Here is a 23,759-nt window from a genome sequence, read left to right on the forward strand (position 1 = left end):
CTTCGACGTGGTCTTCCTAACCCTCCTGCTCTCCTAAGAAAATCTCCTCACTCCTCGGCGAGCGCCCGCGACTGCAGATCCATCGCGCGCGGCGCCGCGACCGACGCGAACGTGCCGGCGATCTCCACCGACGCGAGCGCGTCGTCGCCTCCCCATTGGCGCAGCGCGGCCGCGACCGCGAGATCGTCGATGCTGAGCATGCCGACCAAGCGGTCCGCGGCGTCGAGCACCGGCAGGCGTCGTACGTGATGGTCGCGCATCGCCTCTTCGGCGTGGCGCAGCGACTCGCCGACGCGGCAGCAGTACACGACGGGGGTCATCGCGCTCTCGACGCGCAGCGCGTCGAGCCGGTCCTCCTGGATGAACGCCGCGAGACAGACGTCGCGATCGGTCAGCATGCCGACGACGCGGTCCCGCCCGTCGATCACCGCCAGCGCGCCGCAGCCGTGCCGCCACATCTCGCGCGTCGCGTCGTGCAGGGTGTCGTCCGGCGCGATCGCGCGCACCGGCGTGCTCATCACCTCTTCGACCCGCATCGAGGCACCTCCGCGCGGACGCGGCGTGCATCGCGCGGACCATCACCACGCGAGACGCGTGTAACAGAAGAACCCGAAGAGCACGCTGAGCGCGTTCGCCGCGAGCGCCCACAGCAGCGCGCGACGCACGCCGAAGCACGCGAGGAACGCGGCCTCGACGAGCACCACGATCCCCTCGGTGATCGCGACCTGGCCCCAGTACGCGCGCACGCCGAGCTCGCCGAGCACCTCGAGCAGCACGAACCAGACGAGCGGGTGCGTGATCCCGCTGCACGCGAACGCGATCGCGACCCGCTCGCGCAGTGGGCGCGGCGCGTCGTGGGCCTGCACGTAGACGCCCATCTCGACGCACTGCGTGAGCGCGAACGCCGCGAGCCAGCGGAGGATCCAGCTCATCCGGTGGTGCGCAGCGCGCGCCCTTCCACGATCCACCACGACACGATCGCGAGCTCGAGGTAGCCGTGGAAGATCACGCCGCGCAGGTAGCCCTCGCGCGCGCCGACGAGATCGACGAGCGCCCAGAGCGCGACCGCGAGCGAGAGCAGGAACGCGAGCGCGACGACGAGCGTGCCCGAGTCCTGCCGCCACGCGCGCAGGCTCGCCGCGAAGGTGCGCGGCGTCTCGCGGGCGCGATCCTCCTCGGGCACCAGGCGGATCCAGATCGTGTAGTGCACCGACTGCGCGAACGCGAAGAGCAGCACGAGCCGCGGGCCCCAGGGATCGTCGAGCCCGGGCGCGATCGACGCGAGGTGGTACCAGGCCCCGGTGCCGCCCGGGGTCGCGGCCCAGCCCTCGCTCGCCATCACGATGGGATCGAGCGCGCCGCACGCGATCAGCGCGCACCCGAGCGCCAGCGCGGCGAGCGGGATCAGATGGAGCCAGGTCGTGCGGCGGCGCCACGCGAGCCACATCGCGAGCGCGACGAAGTTGTGGGCGTGCGCGGCGATCAGCGCGGCCCCGTAGGTGTGGTCCCACGCGAGCGCGAGGAGCAGCGCGCCGACCGACACGACCACGATCCGTCGCGCCCAGCGGCCCCGGCCCGCGAGCGCGCCTCCGACGATCGCGGCGAGGCCCCACCGCACGTCGACGGTCACGGTGAGCGCGACGAGGGGCAGCGCGACGAGCAGCCAGAAGCGCGGCGAGCGATGCAGGCCCGGGCGCGTCACGAGGTAACGAACGTCGCTCGCCGCGTGGGGCACGCCGAGCACCACCGGCCCGAGCGCGAGCATCCACAGCGGCGCGACCGCGGTGAGGAGCAGCGCGAGCACGATCCCGATCGAGCCCGCGAGCGCGACCCGCAGCTCACGAGAGCGCACCAGCGTCGGCGCGAGTGGGCCGAGGGCGCGCAGCCACGCGAGACGCACGCGATCCAGCACGGCGATCGGCAGCGCGGCGATCGACCCGACCGAATGGGCGGGCGACCTCGGCGCGGCGGTCGCGGCGGGAGTCACGGACATCGAGGAACGCACGGCTTCGGGCCTCCTGAGCGTACGGGTGGGAGCCCTCTTCGGACAACGGCTCACGCCGGTCGGCTTGGCTCCCGGTGCTTGGCGCCGCACGCATTTCGGCTACATTCGCGCGCGCCGACTCCCCTCCCCTCTGATGAAGGCAGCACCTCTCGCATGAAGCCCGACCCGCGCGCGTTCTGGACGTTCTTCCGGCAGGGTTTCGCGAAGTGGGATCAGACCGCGAGCTTCGTGCCGAGCCAGCGCTTCCTCGTGGACGCGATGGTGAACGGCGCGGAGCCGGAGCGCGCGCGGCGCATCGTCGAGCTCGGCCCGGGCGTCGGCGTGATGACGAAGCCGCTGCTCTCGCGGATGCGCGACGACGCGGAGCTCTACACGATCGAGATCGATCCGCCGATCCACGAGCAGCTCGTGCGCGCGGTGGTCGATCCGCGGCTGCACCCGATCTGCGGATCGGCGGAGCACATCGCCGATCTGCTCGCCGAGAAGGGCTGCTCCGAGAAGGTCGACGCGGTGGTGTCGTCGCTCGGGATGAGCCTGATCCCGCCCGCGGTGCGCGATCGGATCGTGGAGTCGATCATCGACAGCCTCGCGCCGGGCGGGGTGTACGTGCAGTTCGGCTACATCCACACGCGCTATCTGGTGATCAGCACCGAGCGCGGGTTCGTGCCGTTCGACTATCTCGGATACCTCGAGTCGCGCTTCGAGCGGGTACAGCGCACGCCGGTGCCGCTGAACTTCCCGCCGGCGTGGGTGTTCGAGAGCCGCAAGCCGCGCTGAGCCTCTCGACTCTCTGAGGAGAGCAGGAATCCGAGGAAGACCACGTCAGGTGCTTCGCGCGGTCCGCGCGGAGATCGAACGGATTTTCTAAGGAAAGCAGGAGGGTTAGGAAGACCACGTCGGAGGTCGCTCCTGGGGCCCTGCTTTCCTCTGATTCCCCTGAGGATCTTCGAGCACAGGCGGGATGACGGAGGAGCCGAGCGACGTGGTCCCTCCTTCTCCTCCTGCTCTCCTCAGAAATTCTCCTCCGGGAATTCGCGCACGGTGAGGAGATGGGTCGCTGCGCCCAGGGGCGTGGTGGGGAGGCGCGCGAAGTAGCGCATCGCGCCGGGGAGCGTGCCGAACGTCTGCTCGATGCGGCGGAAGTGATCGCTCGCGACCACGTTGTCGCGGACCGGGGCGTGCGCGGCGCGCGGGTCGTCGCGGAACGCGCGCACGTACTCGAGCAGGCGCGCGTGGTAGTCGGGCTCCTCGACGATCGCGCCGATCGATCGCGCCCGCGGGTGGGTGCCTCCGAGCATCGCGCGCACTTGTCGCTCCAGCTCCTCGAGGCCGTCCTCGTGGCTCTCGAGCAGCTGCAGGTCGTACGCGGGGTTCGCGTGCACCACCTGCATGAGGTGCCCGATGATCACGTCGCGATCGACGAGGAAGCCGGTGGGGTCGACCATCGACGCCGGGTCGTCGAGCACCCGCAGCACCTGGTGCAGGCCGAACCCGATGCCGCGGCGCGCGTAGTAGTCCCGCGCGGCAGGCTCGATCCAGAAGCGCAGCATGTCGATCGAGCCGACGACGAGCTGCAGGCGCGTGGGCGCGCGCTCGACGTGGCCCAGCGCCACCAGGCGCGACAGGCGCGCGTCGAGCGCGTCGTGATCCGCGAGCGCGCGCAGCGTCCGCGCGAGGCGCGCGATCTTGGTCGCGAGCTCGCGCGGCGTGCCCGCGGTGCGACGCAACAGCTCGAGCGGGGGCAGCGCGAGGCGCGGCGTCCCGGTCTGCGTTCCTCCGGCGGTCGACATCGCCGCGATCCTGCACGAGCGCGCACGGTTGCGCTCGGGGTCGCGCTTCACTACGACTCCGCCTCATGCGGATGGTCCAGTGCGTGAAGCTCGGGCACGAGGCAGAGGGGCTCGATCGCCCTCCGTTCCCGAACGAGCTCGGCAAGCGTGTCTACGAGAACGTCTCGAAAGAAGCGTGGAAGCAGTGGATCGCCCACTCGACGATGCTCATCAACGAGTATCGGCTCGAGCTCTCCTCGAAGCAGGCGACCGAGTTCCTGCTCAAGCAGTGCGAGGAGTTCTTCTTCGGCGGCGGTGGCGCGAGGCCCGAGGGCTACGTGCCTCCCTCCGAAGGCGGCGAGAAGAAGTGAGCCCGGCTCATTTCTGATCGAACGATGACCGCGGCGCGCGACGAGCACGCCCGACGCCGCGACTCGTTCGCGCGCGAAGCGGGCATCCAGGACGCGATCGGCGTTCGCATCTCGTTCGTGCGCCTCGCGCTCTTCGGCGCGGCGGTGCTCGAGACGGGCATCGGGCTGTCGCGCGGATCGCAGGCGTGGCTGATCGGCGGGGCCGTGACGTTCCTCGCGTTCGGCCTCGCGGTGATCGCGCACGCGGTGGTGATCCGCAAACGCGATCGCGCGCAGACGCGGCAGCACATCCACGAGCGGCACCTGAAGCGCATCGAAGGGCGCACCCAGGGCTTCCCGAACGGCGGAGATCTGCTGCCCGGCGAGCACCCCTACGCGTCGGATCTCGACGTGGTCGGGCCCGGCTCGATCTACGAGCGCATCTCGGTCGCGCACACCCGTCGCGGCGCGGAGACGCTCGCGGCGTGGCTCGGCGCGCCCACCGATCGCGAGACGGTGCTGGCGCGACAGGCCGCGGTGCGCGAGCTCGCGAAGGACGTCGAGCTGCGCCAGGAGCTCGAGGCCGCGGTGCTCGACACCGGCAACGAGCTGCTCGACGCGCGGCCCTTCCTCGAGCTCACGGGCAAGCCGCCCTTCGTGATCGACAAGCCGTGGCTCGTCGCGCTGACCTACGCGATGCCGATCACGTTCGTCGCGAGCGTGCTCCTCTCGGGCAACGCGCTCCCGCGGCACTCGTGGGTGCTCCCGCTCGCGGCGCAGGCGGTCCTGCTGTGGCGCACGCAGCACGAGATCGGCGTGCGCTACGGGCTCCTCTCGGCGCGGCGTCGCTTCGTCGAGTCGTTCGCGCAGCTGCTGCGCGTCGTCGAGAGCGCGAAGTGGGAGGCGCCGCTCCTGCGCGCGCTGCAGGAGAAGCTGCGCATCGAGGGCAAGACGCCGTCGGCGCAGCTGCGCGATCTCGAGCGCTGGACCTCGCTCTTCGATCTGCGCACCCAGGGCATCGCCCACGTCTTCATCGATCTCTTCCTGCTCTGGGATCTGCACTGCCTCGCGGGCGTCGAGCGCTGGATGAAGCGCGCGGGCGGACGCTCGGCGGAGTGGTTCGAGGTGCTCGGCGAGGTCGAGGCGCTCGCGTCGCTGGCGACGATGCTCTCGCAGGATCCCGGCGTCGTGATGCCGGAGATCGCAGAGGACGGCGCGCCGCTGGTCGCCGAGGGCCTCGGGCACCCGCTGATCCCCGAGGAGCGCAGGGTCCGCAACGATCTGCGCATCGACGGCCCGGGCTGCGCGCTCGTGGTCACGGGCTCGAACATGGCGGGCAAGAGCACGCTGCTGCGCGCGCTCGGCGTCGACGTCGCGCTCGCGCTCGCGGGCGGCCCGGTGTGTGCGACGCGCTTCTCGACCCCGCCGGTGCGCCTGCGCGCGAGCATGCGCATCTCGGACTCGGTGCAGTCGGGCGCGAGCTACTTCCAGGCGGAGCTCATCCGCTTGCGCACGGTGATCGCGGAGGCCGACCATCCGCCGCCGCTCCTCTTCCTGCTCGACGAGCTGCTGCGCGGGACGAACGCGCGGGCGCGTCACCGCGGGGCGCGCGCGGTGGTGAAGCACCTGCTCGCGCGGGGCGCGATGGGCCTGGTGGCGACCCACGACGTCGCGCTCTCCGAGCTCGAGCAGGAGATGGGCGCGTGCGTGAAGAACGTGCACTTCACCGACGTGTTCGACGGCGGCGAGATGACGTTCGACTACCGGCTGCGGCCCGGCGTGGTGAAGACCAGCAACGCGCTGCGCCTCCTCCAGCAGGCAGGCATCGAGGTCGAGGCGGACGACGCGCTCACCGACGAAGCCGCGGCGCTGCGCTGAAGCACACCCACACCCGCACCCGCACCCGCCGTCGTACCCGTCTGGACGCGGGGTCGGTGCGCGAACAGCCAACACTTCGCGGCGTCAGTCCGCGAACAAGCCAACACTTCGCGGCGTCAGTCCGCGAACAAGCCAACACTTCCGCGCACGCGCGAGATATTCTCGCCGCTCGATGCGGGCATCCCGCGAGCATCTCGACGGCCTGGCGCGCCTCCACCGGATCGCCGACGCCGAGGAGCGACGTGCGGTGTTCCGGCAGTCGATCGCGACGCTCGCGGCCGCTGCTTCGGACCTGCGTCCCGTGCCGCTCGAGGGGCTCGATCCGATCGCGCTGCGCGACGGAACGCGCATGGCGCTCGCGAACGGTCTCTTCGAGGATCTCGGCTGGCTCACGCCCGCCGCCGCCGCGGGCGCGCTCTACGAGCTCGGTGCCGCGCTGCCCGCAGGAGACGAGAAGCGCGAGCTCGGCCGGCGCGTGCTGCGCGCATTGCACGAGGGCAACGCCGCGACGTTCACGCTGCTCGCGACGCTGCTCGCGAGCGGTTCGCGCCGCGGGCTCAGCGGCAGCGCGATCCGCGCGCGCGTCGCGCTCGCGCTCGATCTCCCGATCGGCAGCGGCATCCGCGCCGATCCGCTCGCGCTCGCGCTGATCGCGCGACGCGATCTCGCCGAGGACTGGCTGATCACGCCGTCGACCGGCTCGCTGCCCTCGCGGCGCCTCGCGGCGCGCCTGCTCGAGCGCGCGGCGCGCGAGGCCGCACGTCGCGCGAAGGCCGGCGATGCGGGCGCCCTCGCGATCTTCGATCGCCCCTCGGTGCAGAGCGCGACCCAGCGCCTGCTCTCCGATCGCGAGCCGCTGGTGTGGCGCCACGTCGCGACCGCGCGCGGCCTGCTCGCGCAGGCGATCCCGCGCTTCGGCGTGGAGATCGACGACTCGCTGCACGCGTCGCTCACGCCGACCGAGTGGCGGCGCGCGGCGGCGTCGCTGGCGTCGACGATGGCGATCGACGCCGAGCGCGCGCGCCGTCGCTGCGCGGATCTCCTGCAGAGCGACCTCGCGCGCCGCGATCCCGGCCTCGCGAGCGCGATGATCCTCGGCCTCGCGCGCGCCGCGGAGGCCGAGCCCGACGCGGCGGAAGAGCTGCTCAACCAGCTGGTGCGCGCGGGCGGCCTCGACGCGATCGAGGCGCTGATCGAGATCCGCGCCGAGCGCGTCGGCGGCGAGCTCGGCGAGTGGGCCGCGCGCCTCGCGCTCGCACGCCTCCGCGAGGACGCGATCGCGCGCGACGAGGGCGACGACGGTCGCGCCGCGTTGCTCCGCGCGATCGACTCCGAGCTGCGCAGCCGCGACGAGCGCGACGGGTCGCCGCCGACGCTGCGCGATCAGCTCGACGACGCGAAGGCCGCGTTCGTCGAGGCCGACGCGCGCACCGCGTACACCAAGGCGTTCGGCGTGCTGCGCAACGTCGAGGGCATCCTGCGCGTGCTCGAGGCGAGCCGCGACGAGGATCGCGACACGCGCATCGAGTCGTTCCTGCGGCTGCGCGAGCTCGACAGCGCGCTGCTCGAGAGCAGCTCGCTCGCCGATCTGCTGCAGCTCGGCGACAAGGGCGCGGGCGCCGCGCATCGCGTGCTCGACAACGTGTTCGAGCGGCTCACCGCGTACCTCGGTGCGCGCGAGAGCGAGCCGGTGCGCGGCGAGGTCGAGCACCTCACGCTGCGCATGCGCCGCATGCGCACGCTGCTGCACGTCGTCGACGCCGACGGAGGCCACCTCGACGAGCGCACCGCGGAGCTGCGCGATCGACGCCTCCGCACCGGTCGCTTGCTGGTGAAGCGCGCGCGCGAGGACGAGCCCTCGCCGCTGCGCCGCATCGTGGGCGCGTCGCTCGCGCGTGCCTGCGACGCGATCCTGCGCGAGGAGCTCGGCGAGCTCTCCGACGTGCTGATCGCGGCCGCGAGCCACCTGCACAGCGAGCACGATCTCGGCATCGTCGCGGAAGCGACGATGGTGCCCGAGGCCGCCGACGCGTTCCGCGCGTATGCGTCGCTGATCGAGCGCACCGAGCGCAGCGCGCGCGTGACCGAGGCGCGCGCGCTCTCGAGCCTCGACGCGCTCAAGGCGCTCATCCGGCATCTGCCGGGCGCGGGCTCTCCGCGCGTCGAGGCGCTGCGCGTCGCGCTGCTGGCGTACGCCGAGGCGGTCGAGTCGATCTCCGACGCGGGCTCGCTCGCCGAGCTCGCGGGCCTGCTCGAGGGCACGAGCTCCGCGATCGCCGCGCTCGGCGAGGCCTCGAGCGCGCTCGCGCGGCTGGTCGTCGGAGCGCGTCGCCGGCTCGGCGAGACGATGTCGGGCGAGGCTCCGAACGTCGGCGCCGCGCTGCGCTCGATCGACGTCGCGGTGCTTCACGCGGCGCGCGCGGGCCAGGACGCGAGCGCGGTGGGCGATGCCGACGAGCCCTTCGATCTGGGCTCGCTCGCCGACGCGATCGCCGCGGGCATCGACACGCTGCGCGTCGATCTCCCGCTGCACCTCGCGGAGGTCGCGGCGAACGTGCTCGCGCGCATCGTCACGCTGCCCGCGTACGCGCAGCGCCGCTCGCGCCCGCCGCGCGCCACGTCGCGCGCCCGCGAGGCCGCGCTGCCGCCGTGGCTCCCGCCGAGCCGCACCATCGGCGGCTTCTACGTGCTGCGCGCGCTCGGCTCGGGCGCGGTGGGCTCGGTGTTCGTCGCGCGACGCGCCGAGGAGCGGAGCAACGAGAACGCCTCGCGCTTCGCGCTGAAGGTCCCGGAGTACGCGGGCAGCGCGGCGCGCACGCTCTCGGAGGGCGAGTTCCTCCAGCTCTTCCGCGAGGAGGCGGGCGCGCTGCTCGCGGTGCCGCCCCACCCCAACCTCGCGAAGCTCGTCACGTTCGACGCGGGTGCGCGGCCCAAGCCGATCCTCGTGATGGAGATGGTCGAGGGCCCCACGCTCGAGCGCATCATCGAGACCGGCGCGCTCGACATGGAGCGCGCGCTGCGCGTGATGTGGGGGATCGCCTCGGGCCTCGGCGCGATGCACGAGGTCGGCGTCGGACACTTGGACCTCAAACCATCCAACGTGATCCTCCGCGATCCCGATGGCCCGGGCCCCGAGCTCGAGACCTCGGTGCTCGTCGACTTCGGGCTCGCGGGGCGCAAGCTGCGCCCCGGCTGCGCGACCGCGAGCTACGGCGCGCCCGAGGTGTGGGGCCTCATGCCGAAGGGCCACGCGCCGCGCCCGATGCCGGTCGACGTCTACGCGCTCGGCTGCGTGATGTACGAGATCCTCACCGGCCAGACGCTCTTCAACGGCCCGACCGATCTCTCGACCGTCACCGCGCACCTGCAGCACGACGGCGACCTGCCCGCGCTCGATGCGCTCGTCGAGCTCGAGCGCGATCTGCTCCCGCTCGTGGACGCGATCCGCCACGCACTGCGCCAGGATCCGCGCCGCCGCGCGACCATCGACGACGTCTGCCGCGCGATCGAGGCGTGCGCGCCGATGCTCTCGCGCATGCGCTGGCCGCTGCCCGCGCCCGCGATCCTCGCGGCGTGATACGAAGCGCAGCGTGACCCCGACGCTGCCGAGCGACGACGCGAGAGAGTGGCTGCTCGATTCGCTCGCGCAGATCGTCGCGCGCGCGGGATGGGAGCGCTTCGTCCTCGCGCCGCTGATCGAGCCCAACGACGCGTTCTTCCCCGATCGCTACCAGCACGCGCCCGAGGGCGTGCGCACCGTCGCGCGACGTCTGCTGCGCCACGCGGGCATCGACGACCTCGACGTGCGCGTGATCGATCTGCAACCCGCCGAGCGCGGGCGGAGCCTCCTGACGCCGCTCACGTCGGTGTGGTTCGCGGAGATCGACACCGAGGCCGCACCGACCGTCGAGCTCGAGCTGCACGAGCTCGGCACCGACGTCGACGTCGTGCCGTCGGTCGCGCACGAGATCGCGCGGGTGTTCCGCGCGCATCGGCATCTCGATCGTGGCGGCGCACATCCGTATCGCGGTGGCGCGCCCGAGGAGGCGGCCGACCCCGAGCTCGATGCCGCGCTCGGGAGCGTCGCGTCGCTCTACCTCGGCTTCGGGATCGTCGCGGCGAACGGCGCGCATCGTTATCGCGCCAAGGGCGAGCAGATCGGTCGCGATGCGCGCACCGAGTGGGTCCACGATCAGGTCGGCGGGCTCGACGTCGTCGACGTGTGCTTCCTGCTCGCGGTGCAGCTCGTGGTGCGCGGCGCCGACGAGGCGACGATCGAGCGCGTGCGCGCGCAGCTCGGCGCGAACCAGTCGTCCGACGTGGGCGCGTGGACCGACGCGCTCGCGGGCGAGGCCGACGCGCTCCGGGAGCGGCTCGGTGTCCCTCCGCCGAGCGCGTGGCCCGCGCCGTGGTCGCCGGAGGTCGCGCCGATGCGCGAGACGCCGTCGGGGATCGCGCGTGTGATCCGCCCGTCCGAGCTGCGCGCGCGCGACGTGCAGCGGCGCAACGAAGGACGTCGCACGTTCCGCGTGCGCGACACGAAGTCGTGGTCGTGGATGGGCCACGGCGTCGGCATCGGGATCGTCGCGCTCGTCGCGGGCGCCAGCGCGACGGGTCGGGCGTGGCCGCTCCTGGCGCTGCCGATCTCCGCGCTGGTCGGATGGATCCTCGGCGCTCGGGAGCGCGCCGACTTCTGCTCCGATCCCGCGTGCGGCGGGCGTCTCTCGTGGGACGCGACGACCTGCGCGAAGTGCGGCGGATCGATCGCCGGAGAGATCGCGACCGCGAACGATCGGCTCGCGGCGGAGGAAGCGCTCGAGGACGCCGAGCGCGACGAGAGCGTCGACGACGAGGTCGACGACGACGACGACGAGGACGCGCCGCGCGCGCGAGGAGCGAGGCAATGAGCGCACGTCGTGGCATGCACCTCCTGCGTTGGCTCGGGCCGTGGACCGACGGGGCGCTCGTCCCGCCCGCGATCGCGCGTCGCGAGCTCACGGTGCGCGACGGCGCGCGGGTGTTCCCGGCGACGGTGTGGCGACCCGAGGACGAGCCTCCGACGGGATCGCTGCTGCTCGTCCCGGGGCTGCACTTCCTCGGGCCGCGTGATCCGCGCTTCGATCGTTTCGCGCGCGTGCTCGCGCGCTCCGGGCTGCTCGTGCTCGCGCCGCACCTGCCGGACTTCACGCAGCTCGTGGTCGGTCGCGATCTCGTGGGCGACACCGAGCGCGCGTGGGAGGCGCTGCTCGCATTGCCGGATCGACCGCGAGGCAAGCCGGGCGTGTTCAGCATCTCGTTCGGCTCGATGCCCGCGCTGCGCCTCGCGAGCACGCGCGGCGACGAGGTGGGCTCGGTGATCGTGTTCGGCGGCTTCGCCGACTTCCGTCGCACCGTGCGCTTCGCGCTCTCGGGCGACGGAACGCGCGCGAACGATCCGCTCAATGCGCCCGTGGTGTTCATCAACCTCGTCGAGCACATGGACGTCGCGCCCGAGGATCGCGAGCTCCTGCGCGCGACGTGGCGACGTCAGTGCGAGCGCACCTGGGGCAAGGAAGAGAACAAGCGCCCCGAGGTCTACCAGGGCGTCGCGCGTGAGCTCGCGCTCGAGCTGCCCGCGCACCTGCGCGAGCTCTTCCTCGCGGGCGCGCGCGCCGCGCCGGGGACCGACGCGATCGGCCTCGCCGCGCTGGAGCGCTCGCAGGGCGCGTTCGACTGGGTCGATCCGCGCCCGCACTTCCACGGCCTGCGCTGCGACGTCGAGCTCGTGCACGGCACCGGCGACGACGTGATCCCGCACGACGAGAGCGCGGCGCTGCTCGCGGCGATGCCCTCGCACGTGCGCGCGCGGCGGCATCTCACGGGACTCTACGGGCACACCGCGAAGGGCAAGGGCGTCGCGGAGCTCGCGCGCGAGGCGCGCGCCGCGGTCGACGAGGTGCGCTCGCTGGTGGGAATCCTCGGCGCGATCGCGCGCGCATCGCGCTGACGAGGGCTGTTTACCGAAATCCAGCAATCATGTACCAATACACGAACACCGCATTCAGAGAGGTGGCGTGTTGCACGATCGCTCGACGTTCCCGGCCCTCCTGCTCGTTCTCCTGACCCTCGGCGCACCCTCGCTCGCCAGCGCGCAGGCGTCGATCCTCCCATGCGGCGGCACCGAGACCCTGCTCGACCCGCTCTTCTCGGCGCTCGACGACGGAAGCCGCCAGGTCGACCTCGCCCCGGTGTTCACCACCGCGCGGCCGGTCACGATCGCCGGCAACTCCTACACGTCGATGTTCGTCAACGTGAACGGCAACGTCACGTTCGGCGGCGCGCTCAGCACCTTCACGCCGACCGCGGTGCCGGGCCTCACGCGCCTCACGCTCGCGCCGTTCTTCGCCGACGTCGACCTGCGCAACCGGAGCGCCACCGACACGAACCCCGGTGACGTGCGCTACTGCGTCGATCCCGCGGCGAACCGTGTCACGGTCACCTGGAGCAACACCGTCCACTACGACGCCACGAGCGCCGCCACGAGCTACGCGCGCGTCAACACGTTCCAGCTCGTGCTCAGCCCCGCCGAGGTCTGCGGCGAGGCCGGCATCGTCGTCGAGTTCCGCTACGCCGCGCTCTCGTGGCACGCCGGCACCGCGAGCGGCGCAGCCGCCGACGGACGCTGCACCGAGACGACGGTCATGAACGGCACGTGCCGCCCCGCGGTCGCCGGCATCGACTACGGCGACACGCGCACCGCGGCGCAGCTCCCGGGCTCGCTCACGCTCTCGGTCACCGACACGCTGCTCACCCAGAGCAACGTCGGCACGCCCGGCGTGTGGCGCATCCGCGCGAACCCGACCGTGATCCCGAGCTGCGGCAACGGCCGCGTCGAGGGCGGCTGCGAGCAGTGCGACGCCGCCGGCGAGAGCGCGACCTGCGACGTCGACTGCACCGTCGCGGCGTGCGGCGACGGCGTGCGCAACGCGGCCGCCGGCGAGGCCTGTGACACCGGCGGCGCGACGCCCACGTGCGACGCCGACTGCAGCGCGGTCCGCTGCGGCGACGGCCAGCGCAACACCGCGGCCGGCGAAGGCTGCGACGACGGCAACACCACCGCGGGCGACGGCTGCTCGCCGGTGTGTCAGCTCGAGGAGTGCGGCAACTCGGTCGTCGACGCCGGCGAGACCTGCGACACCGGCGCGGTCAGCGCGACCTGCGACGCGGACTGCACCGCGGTCGCGTGTGGCGACGGCGAGCTCAACACCGTCGCGGGCGAGAGCTGCGACGCGGGCACCGAGACCGCGAGCTGCGACGGTGACTGCACCGTGGTCGCGTGCGGCGACGGCCGCACCAACGCCACCGCCGGCGAGGGCTGCGACGACGGCAACACCACCGCGGGCGACGGCTGCAGCCCGATCTGCGGCATCGAGGTCTGCGGCAACACCATCGTCGACTTCGGCGAGGACTGCGACACCGGCGGCGTCGACGCCGCGACCTGCGACGCCGACTGCAGCACCGCGACCTGCGGCGACGGCACCCGCAACACCGTCGCGGGCGAAGGCTGCGACGACGGCAACACCGCCGCGGGCGACGGCTGCTCGCCCACCTGTCAGCTCGAGGAGTGCGGCAACTCGGTCGTCGACGCGGGCGAGGACTGCGACGACGGCGCCGAGTCCGCGACGTGCGACGCCGACTGCACCAGCACGACGTGCGGCGACGGCACGCGCAACGCGACCGCGAGCGAGGCGTGCGACGACGGCAACACGATGGCGGGCGACGGCTGCTCCGACGCCTGCGCGGTCGAGGCGTGCGGCAACTCGGTCGTCGACGCGGGCGAGCGCTGCGACGACGGCGCGGAGACCGCGACCTGCAACGCCGACTGCACGACCGCGTCGTGCGGCGACGCGATCCTCAACGTGACCGCGGGCGAGACCTGCGACGAGGGCGCGGCCACCGTGACGTGCGACGCCGACTGCACGGTGGTCGCGTGCGGCGACGGCGCGCTCAACACCGCGGCGAGCGAGGCCTGCGACGACGGCAACACGACCGACGGCGACGGCTGCTCGGCGACGTGCACCGTCGAGGTCATGCCCGACGCAGGCAGCGAGAGCGACGCCGGCGTCGGCGCCGATGCGGGCGTGCCCGACGACGCGGCGACGGGCGGTCGCGACGGCGGCAGCGCGCGCGACGGAGGCGCGGAGGGCGGCGCGTCGGGCGGCGGCTGCAGCTGCCGCACCGGTGGTCGCACGTCGAGCACGGGCGCGTTCGCGATGCTGATCGCGCTCGGCCTCGTGCTCGCGCGTCGTCGTCGCTGAGCGAGTGATCCAGATCGAGAGGGCCCGTCGCGAGACGGGCCCTCTCGTCGTTCCGTCAGCTCTCCAGCGAGTACGTCAGCGTGATGCGCGCGCCGTTCTCGTCGTGCGCGTACACCACGTCACCGCGCAGCCCGCGCAGCTGACCGGTCCCGCTCCCCGCGACGACGCACCCGAACGCGCGCTGCTTCCCGCCGTCGTCGATCCCGCCGTGCTGCAGCACGAAGGTCCCGCGCCGTCCCTCCAGCGTTCCGTCCACGAGCTCCGACGCGAGATACCCCGCGCCCCCCTCCCCGCGCGCGGTGAGCACGTCCGCGACGCTCGTGCCCTCGAGCGGCCCGGAGAACGTCTTGCGCACCACCACGCGCGCCATCTTCGCCCCGCCCTCGCCGGCCTTCGGCTCGTGCGTGACCGTCTCGTCCCACTGCGTGATCGCGAACGTCGCGACGATCGTCTTCTTCGGCAGCTCCGTCATGCGGGAGAACGTATTCGCGCGGCGAGCCGGCGTATCGGACTTTCGCGACAAGGAGAGCCGGAGAGAATTTCTGAGGAGAGCAGGAGGGTTAGGAAGACCACGACGCTGCACCCATTGGTCGACGCGAATCCGCGCGCAGCGCTCGCCCGAAGGATCTGGTCCAGGCCGATCCGCGATGCGTGCTCCTCACGTCCATCTCACACACGCCACCGCACCCATCGCGCTTCGCGCGCTGCGTGCTCCTCACGTCCATCTCACCGCGCTTCGCGCCACCGCCCGCATCGCGCTCACGCGCGCTGCGTGCTCCTCACGTCCATCTCACCGCGCTTCGCGCCACCGCCCGCATCGCGCTGACGCGCGCTGCGTGCTCCTCACGCCATCTCACCGCATCAATTCACGCGCGAAGCGCGCACACGCGCGAAGCGCGGTGCTACACGCGAGCGTCCGAGCCGCGGCGAAGCGCGGATCGGTCGCGAGCCTCCCCATCCCACCCAAGCGAGACGGCAGAACCGCGGTACCGGGCGGGGGGTGGTGCCTCCGCCGCCCTCGTGCGACGGGGGCTCGCAGAGGCCGACCACAGACTGATCGAAGCATCGCGGCAGAGCGCAACGCGCGCGCCGCGATGCGCCCACCGATTCCCGACGCTCGCGCCCTTCCGTACAGCAGCCCGCGAGCACACAGGGCGGCGGAGGCACCACCCCCCGCCTCACACCGGAGCGCTACCGACCCGAAACTCCAGACTCACACTGTTGATGCAGTACCTGAGCCCCGTAGGCGCCGGCCCATCGTCGAACACGTGCCCCTGGTGCCCCCCGCAGCGCGCGCAGTGCACCTCGGTCCGCACCATCCCGTGCGACGCGTCGCGCTGCTCCTCCACCCGCCCCGGCTCGAGCGGTCGCGTGAAGCTCGGCCACCCCGTTCCCGAGTCGAACTTGTCGCTCGAGCGGAACAGCGGGTTCCCGCATCCCGCGCAGAAGAACGTCCCCTCGCGATGCTCTTCCCAGAGCGCCCCGGTGAACGCGGGCTCGGTGCCCTGACGACGCAGCACCTCGTACTGCGCGCGCGTCAGCCTCCGCCTCCACTCCTCGTCGCTCAGCACCAGCCGATCGCCCACCGCGGGCACCGCGCCTACGTACGACACCGGCTGCACCGGCCCCGGCCATTCGCCCTGCGTCGTCTGCGCGATCGACGAGCCCGAGCACGCGAGCCCGATCGGCGTCGCGAGCAGGATCTGGATCATCGTGCGGCGTCTCATACCCAACCATACGAGCCAGGTGCGATCTCAGTTACCGGAGTGCTCGCCTGCACCGGGCCCGCACGGGAGCGTGCGGAGCTGCGGACGGGAGGGCCTGGAGCGGGCGAGCCGATTTTGGACACGCCCGCAGTTACTGGAGGATCGAATGTCCAGCCTTCCCGCGCCTTACAACGAGCACGTCGACACGCACGAGCCGGGCTCGCCCGCACGCGCGCGCCTCGCCGAAGCGCTCGCGACGCTCTCGAAGGAGGTCGCCGAGATCCCCATCGTCGCCGGGCCCGACGACCTCCGCACCGGCTCGATCCTCGAGGTCACGATGCCGCACCGCCGGCGCCACGTGGTCGCGCGCGCCCACGAGGCCGGCGCGAAGGAGACCCAGGCCGCGATCGACGCCGCGCTCGCGGTCGCGCCCGCGTGGGCCGAGACGCCCTTCGAGGAGCGCGCCGCGATCTTCCTCCGCGCCGCCGATCTCCTCAGCGGCCCGTGGCGCGCGCGCATCAGCGCCGCGTGCATGCTCGGACAGAGCAAGACCGCGCACCAGTCGGAGATCGACGCCGTCGCCGAGATGGCCGACTTCTTCCGGTGGAACGTCCACTTCTACGCCGAGCTCCAGAAGCACCAGCCGGTCTCGTCGCGCGGCATGTGGAACCGCCTCGAGATGCGCCCGCTCGAGGGCTTCGTCTTCGCGGTCACGCCGTTCAACTTCCTCGCGATCGCCGCGAACCTCCCGTGCGCGCCGATCCTCGGCGGCAACGTGTGCGTGTGGAAGCCCGCGACCTCGAGCCTGCTCGGCTGCTGGCACGTGCTCGAGATGCTGCGCGAGGCGGGCCTGCCCGACGGCGTGCTCAACCTCGTGCCCGGCCACGGCCCCACCCAGAGCGAGGTCGCGCTCGCGAGCCCGCACCTCGCCGCGATCCACTTCACGGGATCGACCGGCACCTTCAAGCACCTGTGGAAGGGCGTCGCCGCGAACCTCGATCGCTACCGCACCTTCCCGCGCCTCGTCGGCGAGACCGGCGGCAAGGACTTCATCGTCGCGCACCCGAGCGCGGATCCGATCGCGGTCGCGACCGCGATCTCGCGCGGCGGCTACGAGTACCAGGGCCAGAAGTGCTCGGCCGCCTCGCGCATCTACGTGCCGCGCTCGCTGTGGCCCACGGTGCGCGATCGTGTCGTGTCCGACCTCGCGTCGATGAAGATGGGCGACGTCGCCGACTTCTCGAGCTTCGTCGGCGCGGTGATCGACGACCGCGCGTTCGCGCGCATCCGCGGCTACCAGGAGCTCGCGCGGCAGAGCGCGACGATCCTCGCGGGCGGCGGCGCGAGCGACGCCGACGGCTGGTTCGTGCAGCCGACCCTCGTGCAGGTGGAGGATCCGAAGCACCGCCTCATGAGCGAGGAGATCTTCGGCCCCGTGGTCACGTGCTTCGTCTACGACGACGCGAAGTGGAGCGACACGCTCGAGCTCGTCGATGGCACGTCGCCCTACGCGCTCACCGGCGCCGTGTTCGCGCGCGACTCGATCGCGCTCGCCGAGGCCGACGTCGCGCTGCGCAACGCCGCGGGGAACTTCTACGTCAACGACAAGCCGACGGGCGCGGTGGTCGGCCAGCAGCCCTTCGGCGGCGCGCGCGCCAGCGGCACGAACGACAAGGCGGGCTCGATGTTCAACCTGATCCGGTGGATCAGCCCGCGCACCGTGAAGGAGACGTTCGTGCCGCCGACCGACTGGCGGTACCCGTTCCTCTCCGATCGGCCCTGAGCCCCGTCCGACCGAGCACGTGCTCGTGCTCGTTCCCTCGTCAGCACGCGCCGGCACACCCCTCGCGATGGATGTCCTCTGCTCACGACGGAGGACATCGCCATGCTGCGTTTCGCCCGCCCTTCGGGCATCGCGAGATCCCTCGCGACGATCGTGCTCCTCGCCCTGCCCGCCTGCGACGACGGCGACGGCGAGGCGGGGAGCCTCGCGTTCGCCTACGCGACGCAGGAGGGCCTGGTCGACGTCGCCACGCCCATCGCGGTCGGATCCCGCGCGACGCTCGTGCTCGATCCGCGTCCCGGCTTCGCCGTCGGCTCGATCGTGGAAGCGCGCAGCGACACGCCCACCGCGGTCGACGTCGCGCGCTTCGACTCCCAGCTCGTCGAGCTCATCGCGAACGGCCCGGGCGCGGCGCGCATCGACGTGCGCGTCTCGACCGGCGACGATCCCGACGAAGAGGTGTTCGACACCGTGATCGTCGAAGCCGACGACGTCGCGCGCGCCGTGGTCTCGAACGCCTGCGCCACCGAGGACGAGGGCCCCTACCTCGCCGGCGGCTCGCGCATCTCGCTCCCGCTCGTGCTCACCGCGGGCGACGGAGTCGCGCTCACCGGCTGGGGCAGCTACCCGTTCGCGATCGAGCCCGCGAACACGCTGCAGCTCGACACCCAGGCCGCGCCCACCTCGAACCTCCCGCTGCGCACCGGCCAGAGCCCGGGCGTGGCCACCATCACCAGCCTGCTCGACGACGCCGACACGCTCGCCGTCGAGGTCGTCGCCGAGGGCGCGATCGACGACGCGATCCTCGTCGGCGGCACCGACGCCGCGACGATCCCCGCGGGCAGCGTCGGCACCGTGCGCATCGTGCCGATCGTCGGCGAGCGCCCGCTCTGCCAGGGCCGCCCCGATCGCGTGATCGAGGTCGCGACGCCCGAGGTGTGCCGCGTCGTCGAGGACGTGCAGCTCGATCGTCAGGGCGCGCGCAGCGAGGTCGATCCCGCGAGCATCGTGCGCATCGAGGGCTTCGATCGCGGCACCTGCCGGCTCTTCGTCACCTACTCGAACGCGAACGACGGCGAGGGTCTCGAGCGGGTGTTCGAGATCGACATCTTCTGAGAGAGAGCGACGCGCGCTCCGCACGGTGATGCGGAGCGCGCGTTCCACCTCACGTCGCCGGCGCCGGCTCCTCGTCGTCGTCGGCCTCGCCGCGCGCGGCGCGCGCCTCGTCGAAGAACACGTCCTGGCGCGGGCGGTCGCGGGGGAAGAGCTCCTTGATCGCCGCGGCCACCGCCGCGTAGGCATCGAGGAACGACTCCTTCGCGTCGTCGCGCAGCGCGCGCGCATCCGCGGCCGCCGCGCGCGCGTCGCGCCGCCGCAGCAGCGCCGCGTCGTACTCCGCGCGCACCGCCGCGATCCGGGCGCGCTGGAGCTCGCGATCGGCCCACGCGCTCGCCGATGCGATGCGACCCTCGAGCGTGCGCAGCGCCGCGACCTCGGTCGCCCCGACCGGCTTCACGATCGGCTGCATGCCCGCCGGGAACACGAGGCTGCCCACGCCGGCGTCGTCGGCGGCGCGCTTCACGCTGCGCACGACGGTGTCGGCGTGCAGATCGACGAGCTTCACCTCGACGCGCGGCCCGATCAGCGCGAGCGCCGCGGCTTCGTACGCAGCCTGCTGGGTGGTGAGCGTCGTGGTGACGTCGGCGAGGGTGCCGGCGAGCGACTCGAGGCGCGCCCGGACGTCGGGCGTCGCGTCGAACAACGTCGCGTACCGGCGGAGCGCGGCCTGCGCGAACGCGCTGAGCGTCACGCAGCGCGCGATGGGTGTGTCTCTGCTGGGGAGCTGCATCGTGCGGGCCCTCCTGTTCGGCCCGGTGTGATCGCGCACCACGACGCGCGTGCCGTCAACTTCCCGCGTCGCGAGCCCGGCCGAGACTTCCGGGCCGGCCCCGACACGTGTCCGCACCGGTCCTGCGACTCGCAGGGAGACACCCGACGCGTGTCCACGCGCATCCTGCGATTCGCAGCACCAGACCCGACGCGTGTCGGGGGACGCCCTGCGATCTGCGGGAACCCACCGGACACGCGTCCGAGCGCGTCCTGCGATTCCCAGCGAGCCACCCGACACGTGTCCGCACCGGTCCTGCGATTCGCAGGGAGCCACCCGACGCGTGTCCGCCGGCGCCCTGCGATGCGCAGGAGCCCACCCGCCACGTGTCCGGGGCGGTCCGTGCGAATCACAGCACCGCCGCGCCGGATCCACCGGACGCTTCACCCCGACGCGTCGCGACCCACCGCGCCGCCCCGTGCTCGTCCCGCGTGCTCGTCCACGTGCCACTTGCGCGTGCTCGGCCTACCGCTCGCCGATCGCCGCAGCGTAGAAGCGCACCAGATCGCTCCGCATCCGCGCCCGCGACGCCGCGTGCAGGTACATCATGTGCCCCGCCTCGTAGAACGCCTCGATCACGTTCGCGCGCACGTGGGCCTCTCCGCCGAGATGACTCGCCGCGTGCTCCGCCGCGAAGAACGGCGTCGCGAGGTCGTAGTAGCCGTTCGCGAAGAACACCTTGAGGTGCGGGTTGTCGAGCATCGCGCTGCGCAGCGGGCCCACGACGTTGAGGTACCCGCCGCTCTTGCCCTTCGGGATCTCCCACTTCCAGCTCTCGTTCACCTTGAGGCTGAGGATCTCGTACGCGCGCTCCTGCTCGACCCCGAGCACCCGCCGCACGTAGTCGTTCATCAGCGCGGCGTAGGGGCCGTGCGGCGCGCTGTAGCTGGGGTCGCGCCCCATGCTCTCGGTGCCGCGATCCGCGTCGTGCCCGGTGAACCGACTGTCGAGCCGGCCGACCAGGACCCCGCGATCGCGCAGGAGCTCCTTGCAGAAGCGCGCGATGTCGACGCGCAGATCGTTGCGCTCGATCCACGCCGGCGCGAGCCCGGTGAAGCGCGCGACGCGCTCGACGATGCGCGCGCGCTCGTCACTGCGCACCCGCGAGCCCATCAGCAGCGCGGGCGCGTACTCGCGCATCGCGAACTCGCGCACGTCGCCGAGCCAGCCCTCGCGATCGACCGGCACGTCGGCGAGCGCGCCGTGGTAGAGCGCGGTCATCGCGTAGCTCGGCAGGTAGAGCACGCTCGGCAGATCGTTCTCGGGGCCGAACTCGAGCGCCGCGAGATCGAGCGCCGGCGAGATCAGCAGCACGCCGTTGAGGAACATGCCGCGCTCCTGGAGGTAGCTCGCCATCGCGGCGACGCGCGTGCCTCCGTAGCTCTCGCCGGCGAGCAGCTTCGGCGAGTTCCACCGGCGATTGCGGGTGATCCACGCACGCACGAATTCGCTCACCGACTCGACGTCGGGCGTGGGCCCGTAGAACTCCTCGGGCTTCGCCTCGCCCTCGATGCGCGAGAACCCGGTGCCCACCGGGTCGACGAACACGAGGTCGGTGAGATCGAGGATCGACGCGTCGTTGTCCTCGAGGCGATAGGGCGGCGGCGGCGGATGCTGGGGATCGGGGAACGCCGCGCGCTTGGGCCCGAACGCGCCGAGGTGCAGCCACACCGACGACGATCCGGGCCCGCCGTTGAAGCAGAACGTGACCGGGCGCTGCTCGGGCGCGGCGTCGTCGAGGGTGTACGCGACGTGGAAGATGCTCGCGCGCGCCTCGTCCTTCGGGCCGCGCAGCACGATGGTGCCGGTGGTCGCGGTGTACGCGAGGCGACGCCCCGCGAGCATCGTCTCGTGCTTGGTGATCGACGCGATCTCGGTGGGCTCGGCGTGCACCGGTCGCAGCGCGTCGACGCTCTTCTTCGCGTCGTCTTCTTTCGTATCGCTCATGACGTGTGGACCTTCGCACGGGCCCTCCATCGACGTGAAGCGCCCCGCCCTGCGAGGATGCGCGGCGATGCTGTGGCGTGTCGTGGTCGCGTGCGTGGTGTTGGTCTCGGTCGCGGGCTGCGAGGATCGATGTGCGAACGTCGAGTGCGCGGCGGCGGGCGCGGTGTGCTCACCCGACGACGGGCTCTGTCACTGCGGCACGCCGGGCGGCGAGGTCTGCAGCGGCGACCAGTTCTGCGACGTCGAGGCGTGCGGCGATCTGCCGCCGGCGATCTGCGGGACCGGTCATCGCTGGGAGCCCGGTGAGCCCGCGTTCCGCGAGGCGACGAGCGAGTGGGCGCTCGACGGGATCGAGGGCGTGCGCATCGAGGCGATCGACTACGACGGCGACGAGTGGACCGACCTCGTGGTGCGCCGCATCCCCGCGGGCATCGACGACTTCGCGCCCGGCGGCGCGCGCCACACCTGGCTGCTCCGCAACACCCGCGACGGGCGCTTCGAGGACGTGACCGAGCGCTCGGGCTTCCTCACCCGGCGCGCGGGCGCCGGCGGTCGCGCGGTCGAGGTGATCGCTTGGGGCGACGTCGACGGCGACGGAGATCTCGACGCGTACCTCGGCGTGAGCTCGCTCGACGGCGAGGGCGAGCTCCGCGAGGACCGGAGCGACGTCCTCGTGCAGCAGGGCGGCGTGTTCACCGTCGGCGCGGCGGTGCACTTCGACGTGGGCGTCGACGCGCCCGCGGGCGCGACGTTCGTCGACCACGACCTCGACGGCGACCTCGATCTCTTCGTCGGGCACCACAACTTCACGTCGCCCTCGACCGGCCAGATCGTGTTCCTGCAGGACGTGCTGTGGCGCAACGACGGCGCCGGGCGCTTCGAGGACGCGACGATCGCGGCCGGGCTCGAGACCCGCGACTGGATCTCGCTCGACGACCTCGACGCCGCGCGCGGCCACAGCCGCGCGTGGTCCACCGCGGCGTGCGACCTGAACGACGACGGATTGTCCGAGCTGCTCGTCGCGTCGTACGGCCGCGCGCCGAACCACCTGTGGCGCGCGCGACGCGACGGGAACGACGTCGTCTACGACAACGCGTCGGTCGAGTCCGGCTACGCGTTCGACGGCGATCGGTCGTGGGAGGACAACCAGTTCGCGCGCTGCTTCTGCCAGGCGGACCGCGCCGCCGAGGGCTGCGCCGAGGTGCCCGCGCCGGCGGTCGCGTGCGCCGACGGCTGGAGCCACGACACCGATCGCCGTCCGTACCGGCTCGGCGGCAACAGCGGCGCGACGATCTGCGGCGACGTCGACAACGACGGCGACGTCGATCTGCTGACCACCGAGATCCGGCACTGGTGGGCGGGCCGCGGCGCCGATGGCGCGGAGCTGCTGCTCAACACCGGCGATCCCAAGGTCCGCTTCGAGCGACCGGGGCGCGATGCGACGGGCCTCGTGATCCCGCACGCAGACCCTACGTCGTGGGACGAGGGGATCATCACCGCGGCGCTCTTCGACTTCGATCTCGACGGCTGGATGGACGTGTGGCTCGGCGGCAGCGAGTACCCCGGCAACCACGGCCTCCTCTACCAACAAGACACACCGGGGCACTTCCGCGAGGTGCCGATCGCCGACGGGATCGATCACCACCGCGCCCAGGGGATCGCGGTCGCGGACTTCGATCGCGACGGCGACCTCGACGTGGTCCTCGGTCACTCGCGCGCGCGCTGCGGCCCTCCCGACGATTGCTATCCGACGTCGCAGGTGCGGCTCTTCGAGAGCCTCGCGAGCGACGGCGGCGAGGCGAGCTGGGTGCAGCTGCGCTTCGAGGGCGACGGCGCGATGAACCGCACCGCGATCGGCGCCCGCGTCACGGTGCGCACCCCCGGCGTGGCGCAGACGCGCGAGATCGAGGGTGGGCACGGGCACTACGGCGATCAGGGCGACCTGGCGCTGACGTTCGGCCTCGGCGCCGCATGCGAGGCGGAAGTCGACGTGCGATGGCCCGACGACGCGGGCACCCGCGAGACGTTCCGCGTGACGTCGGGGCACCGATTCGTGGTGCGCCGAGGCGTGGGCGCCACGCTCGTCGCGCAGTGAGCGCGGCGCGCGGGACCGCGTGGTCGCGCGCGTCGCGAGGT

18 protein-coding genes are annotated in these 23,759 nt (G+C 72.5%); 10 read left to right on the forward strand and 8 right to left on the reverse strand.

Translation table 11 applies throughout. The features are described from left to right. Positions 1-47: 47 nt before the first annotated feature. From I5071_RS19930 to I5071_RS19940, 3 genes are read right to left on the reverse strand one after another with little or no spacing between them, the layout of a single operon-like run. Positions 48-536, reverse strand: a complete 489-nt coding sequence (locus tag I5071_RS19930; RefSeq protein ID WP_236607071.1) for a CBS domain-containing protein — start codon at positions 534-536, stop codon at positions 48-50. Positions 537-578: 42 nt separating this feature from the next. After that, on the reverse strand, positions 579-932 hold the full coding sequence (locus tag I5071_RS19935; RefSeq protein WP_236607072.1) for a hypothetical protein: 354 nt from the start codon (positions 930-932) through the stop codon (positions 579-581). Continuing rightward, entirely contained in the window at positions 929-1,993 is a 1,065-nt protein-coding gene (locus I5071_RS19940; protein WP_236607073.1) for a hypothetical protein, read from the reverse strand. The genes I5071_RS19935 and I5071_RS19940 overlap by 4 nt, the downstream gene beginning before the upstream one ends. Before the next feature lie 165 nt (positions 1,994-2,158). Between I5071_RS19940 and I5071_RS19945 the strand changes: the two genes are divergently transcribed. Further along, a complete protein-coding gene (locus I5071_RS19945; protein WP_236607074.1) occupies positions 2,159-2,782 on the forward strand; it encodes a class I SAM-dependent methyltransferase in 624 nt (207 codons plus the stop codon). 233 nt (positions 2,783-3,015) lie between these two features. On the opposite strand, the gene I5071_RS19950 is transcribed toward I5071_RS19945, so the two are convergent. Then, entirely contained in the window at positions 3,016-3,795 is a 780-nt protein-coding gene (locus I5071_RS19950; protein WP_236607075.1) for a hypothetical protein, read from the reverse strand. 65 nt (positions 3,796-3,860) lie between these two features. Here I5071_RS19950 and I5071_RS19955 point away from each other — a divergent pair, with 65 nt between their 5' ends. The 6 genes from I5071_RS19955 (at position 3,861) to I5071_RS19980 (ending at position 14,299) form a co-directional block, all read left to right on the forward strand. Beyond that, positions 3,861-4,145 carry an oxidative damage protection protein gene (locus I5071_RS19955; protein WP_236607076.1) on the forward strand — a complete coding sequence of 95 codons (285 nt, stop codon included), beginning with the start codon at positions 3,861-3,863 and terminating at the stop codon, positions 4,143-4,145. 24 nt (positions 4,146-4,169) lie between these two features. Next, positions 4,170-6,002: a MutS-related protein gene (locus I5071_RS19960; RefSeq protein ID WP_236607077.1), complete on the forward strand. Its 1,833-nt coding sequence runs from the start codon at positions 4,170-4,172 to the stop codon at positions 6,000-6,002. Positions 6,003-6,174: 172 nt separating this feature from the next. Next, entirely contained in the window at positions 6,175-9,579 is a 3,405-nt protein-coding gene (locus tag I5071_RS19965) for a protein kinase domain-containing protein (RefSeq protein ID WP_236607078.1), read from the forward strand. Between the two features lie 13 nt (positions 9,580-9,592). After that, positions 9,593-10,909, forward strand: coding sequence for a hypothetical protein (locus I5071_RS19970; RefSeq protein ID WP_236607079.1), 1,317 nt, complete (start codon positions 9,593-9,595; stop codon positions 10,907-10,909). Next, positions 10,906-11,988 (forward strand): hypothetical protein, encoded by a 1,083-nt coding sequence (locus I5071_RS19975; RefSeq protein ID WP_236607080.1) that lies wholly within the window; start codon positions 10,906-10,908, stop codon positions 11,986-11,988. Before I5071_RS19970 ends, I5071_RS19975 begins: the two co-directional genes overlap by 4 nt. A 70-nt stretch (positions 11,989-12,058) precedes the next feature. After that, positions 12,059-14,299, forward strand: coding sequence for a nidogen-like domain-containing protein (locus tag I5071_RS19980; RefSeq protein WP_236607081.1), 2,241 nt, complete (start codon positions 12,059-12,061; stop codon positions 14,297-14,299). Positions 14,300-14,354: 55 nt separating this feature from the next. On the opposite strand, the gene I5071_RS19985 is transcribed toward I5071_RS19980, so the two are convergent. Then, positions 14,355-14,771: a DUF3224 domain-containing protein gene (locus tag I5071_RS19985; protein ID WP_236607082.1), complete on the reverse strand. Its 417-nt coding sequence runs from the start codon at positions 14,769-14,771 to the stop codon at positions 14,355-14,357. A 706-nt stretch (positions 14,772-15,477) separates the two neighbouring features. Beyond that, a complete protein-coding gene (gene msrB, locus I5071_RS19990) occupies positions 15,478-15,885 on the reverse strand; it encodes a peptide-methionine (R)-S-oxide reductase MsrB (protein WP_236607664.1) in 408 nt (135 codons plus the stop codon). Positions 15,886-16,171: 286 nt separating this feature from the next. Between msrB and pruA the strand changes: the two genes are divergently transcribed. Both pruA and I5071_RS20000 read left to right on the forward strand, forming a co-directional pair. Continuing rightward, positions 16,172-17,788 carry an L-glutamate gamma-semialdehyde dehydrogenase gene (gene pruA / locus I5071_RS19995; RefSeq protein WP_236607083.1) on the forward strand — a complete coding sequence of 539 codons (1,617 nt, stop codon included), beginning with the start codon at positions 16,172-16,174 and terminating at the stop codon, positions 17,786-17,788. A 102-nt stretch (positions 17,789-17,890) separates the two neighbouring features. Next, the gene (locus tag I5071_RS20000; protein WP_236607084.1) at positions 17,891-18,904 is read left to right on the forward strand and encodes a hypothetical protein; all 1,014 of its coding nucleotides are present in this window, start codon (positions 17,891-17,893) and stop codon (positions 18,902-18,904) included. A 49-nt stretch (positions 18,905-18,953) separates the two neighbouring features. On the opposite strand, the gene I5071_RS20005 is transcribed toward I5071_RS20000, so the two are convergent. Together I5071_RS20005 and I5071_RS20010 are read right to left on the reverse strand one after the other, a co-directional pair. Next, positions 18,954-19,637 carry a hypothetical protein gene (locus I5071_RS20005; protein WP_236607085.1) on the reverse strand — a complete coding sequence of 228 codons (684 nt, stop codon included), beginning with the start codon at positions 19,635-19,637 and terminating at the stop codon, positions 18,954-18,956. 504 nt (positions 19,638-20,141) lie between these two features. Beyond that, positions 20,142-21,623 (reverse strand): S10 family peptidase, encoded by a 1,482-nt coding sequence (locus I5071_RS20010; RefSeq protein ID WP_236607086.1) that lies wholly within the window; start codon positions 21,621-21,623, stop codon positions 20,142-20,144. 67 nt (positions 21,624-21,690) lie between these two features. Here I5071_RS20010 and I5071_RS20015 point away from each other — a divergent pair, with 67 nt between their 5' ends. Further along, complete coding sequence (locus tag I5071_RS20015; RefSeq protein ID WP_236607087.1) at positions 21,691-23,718, forward strand: CRTAC1 family protein; 2,028 nt, start codon at positions 21,691-21,693, stop codon at positions 23,716-23,718. Positions 23,719-23,759 lie beyond the last annotated feature (41 nt).

The sequence above is a fragment of the Sandaracinus amylolyticus genome (genome assembly GCF_021631985.1).
GTDB classification, from domain to species: domain Bacteria; phylum Myxococcota_A; class Polyangia; order Polyangiales; family Sandaracinaceae; genus Sandaracinus; species Sandaracinus amylolyticus_A.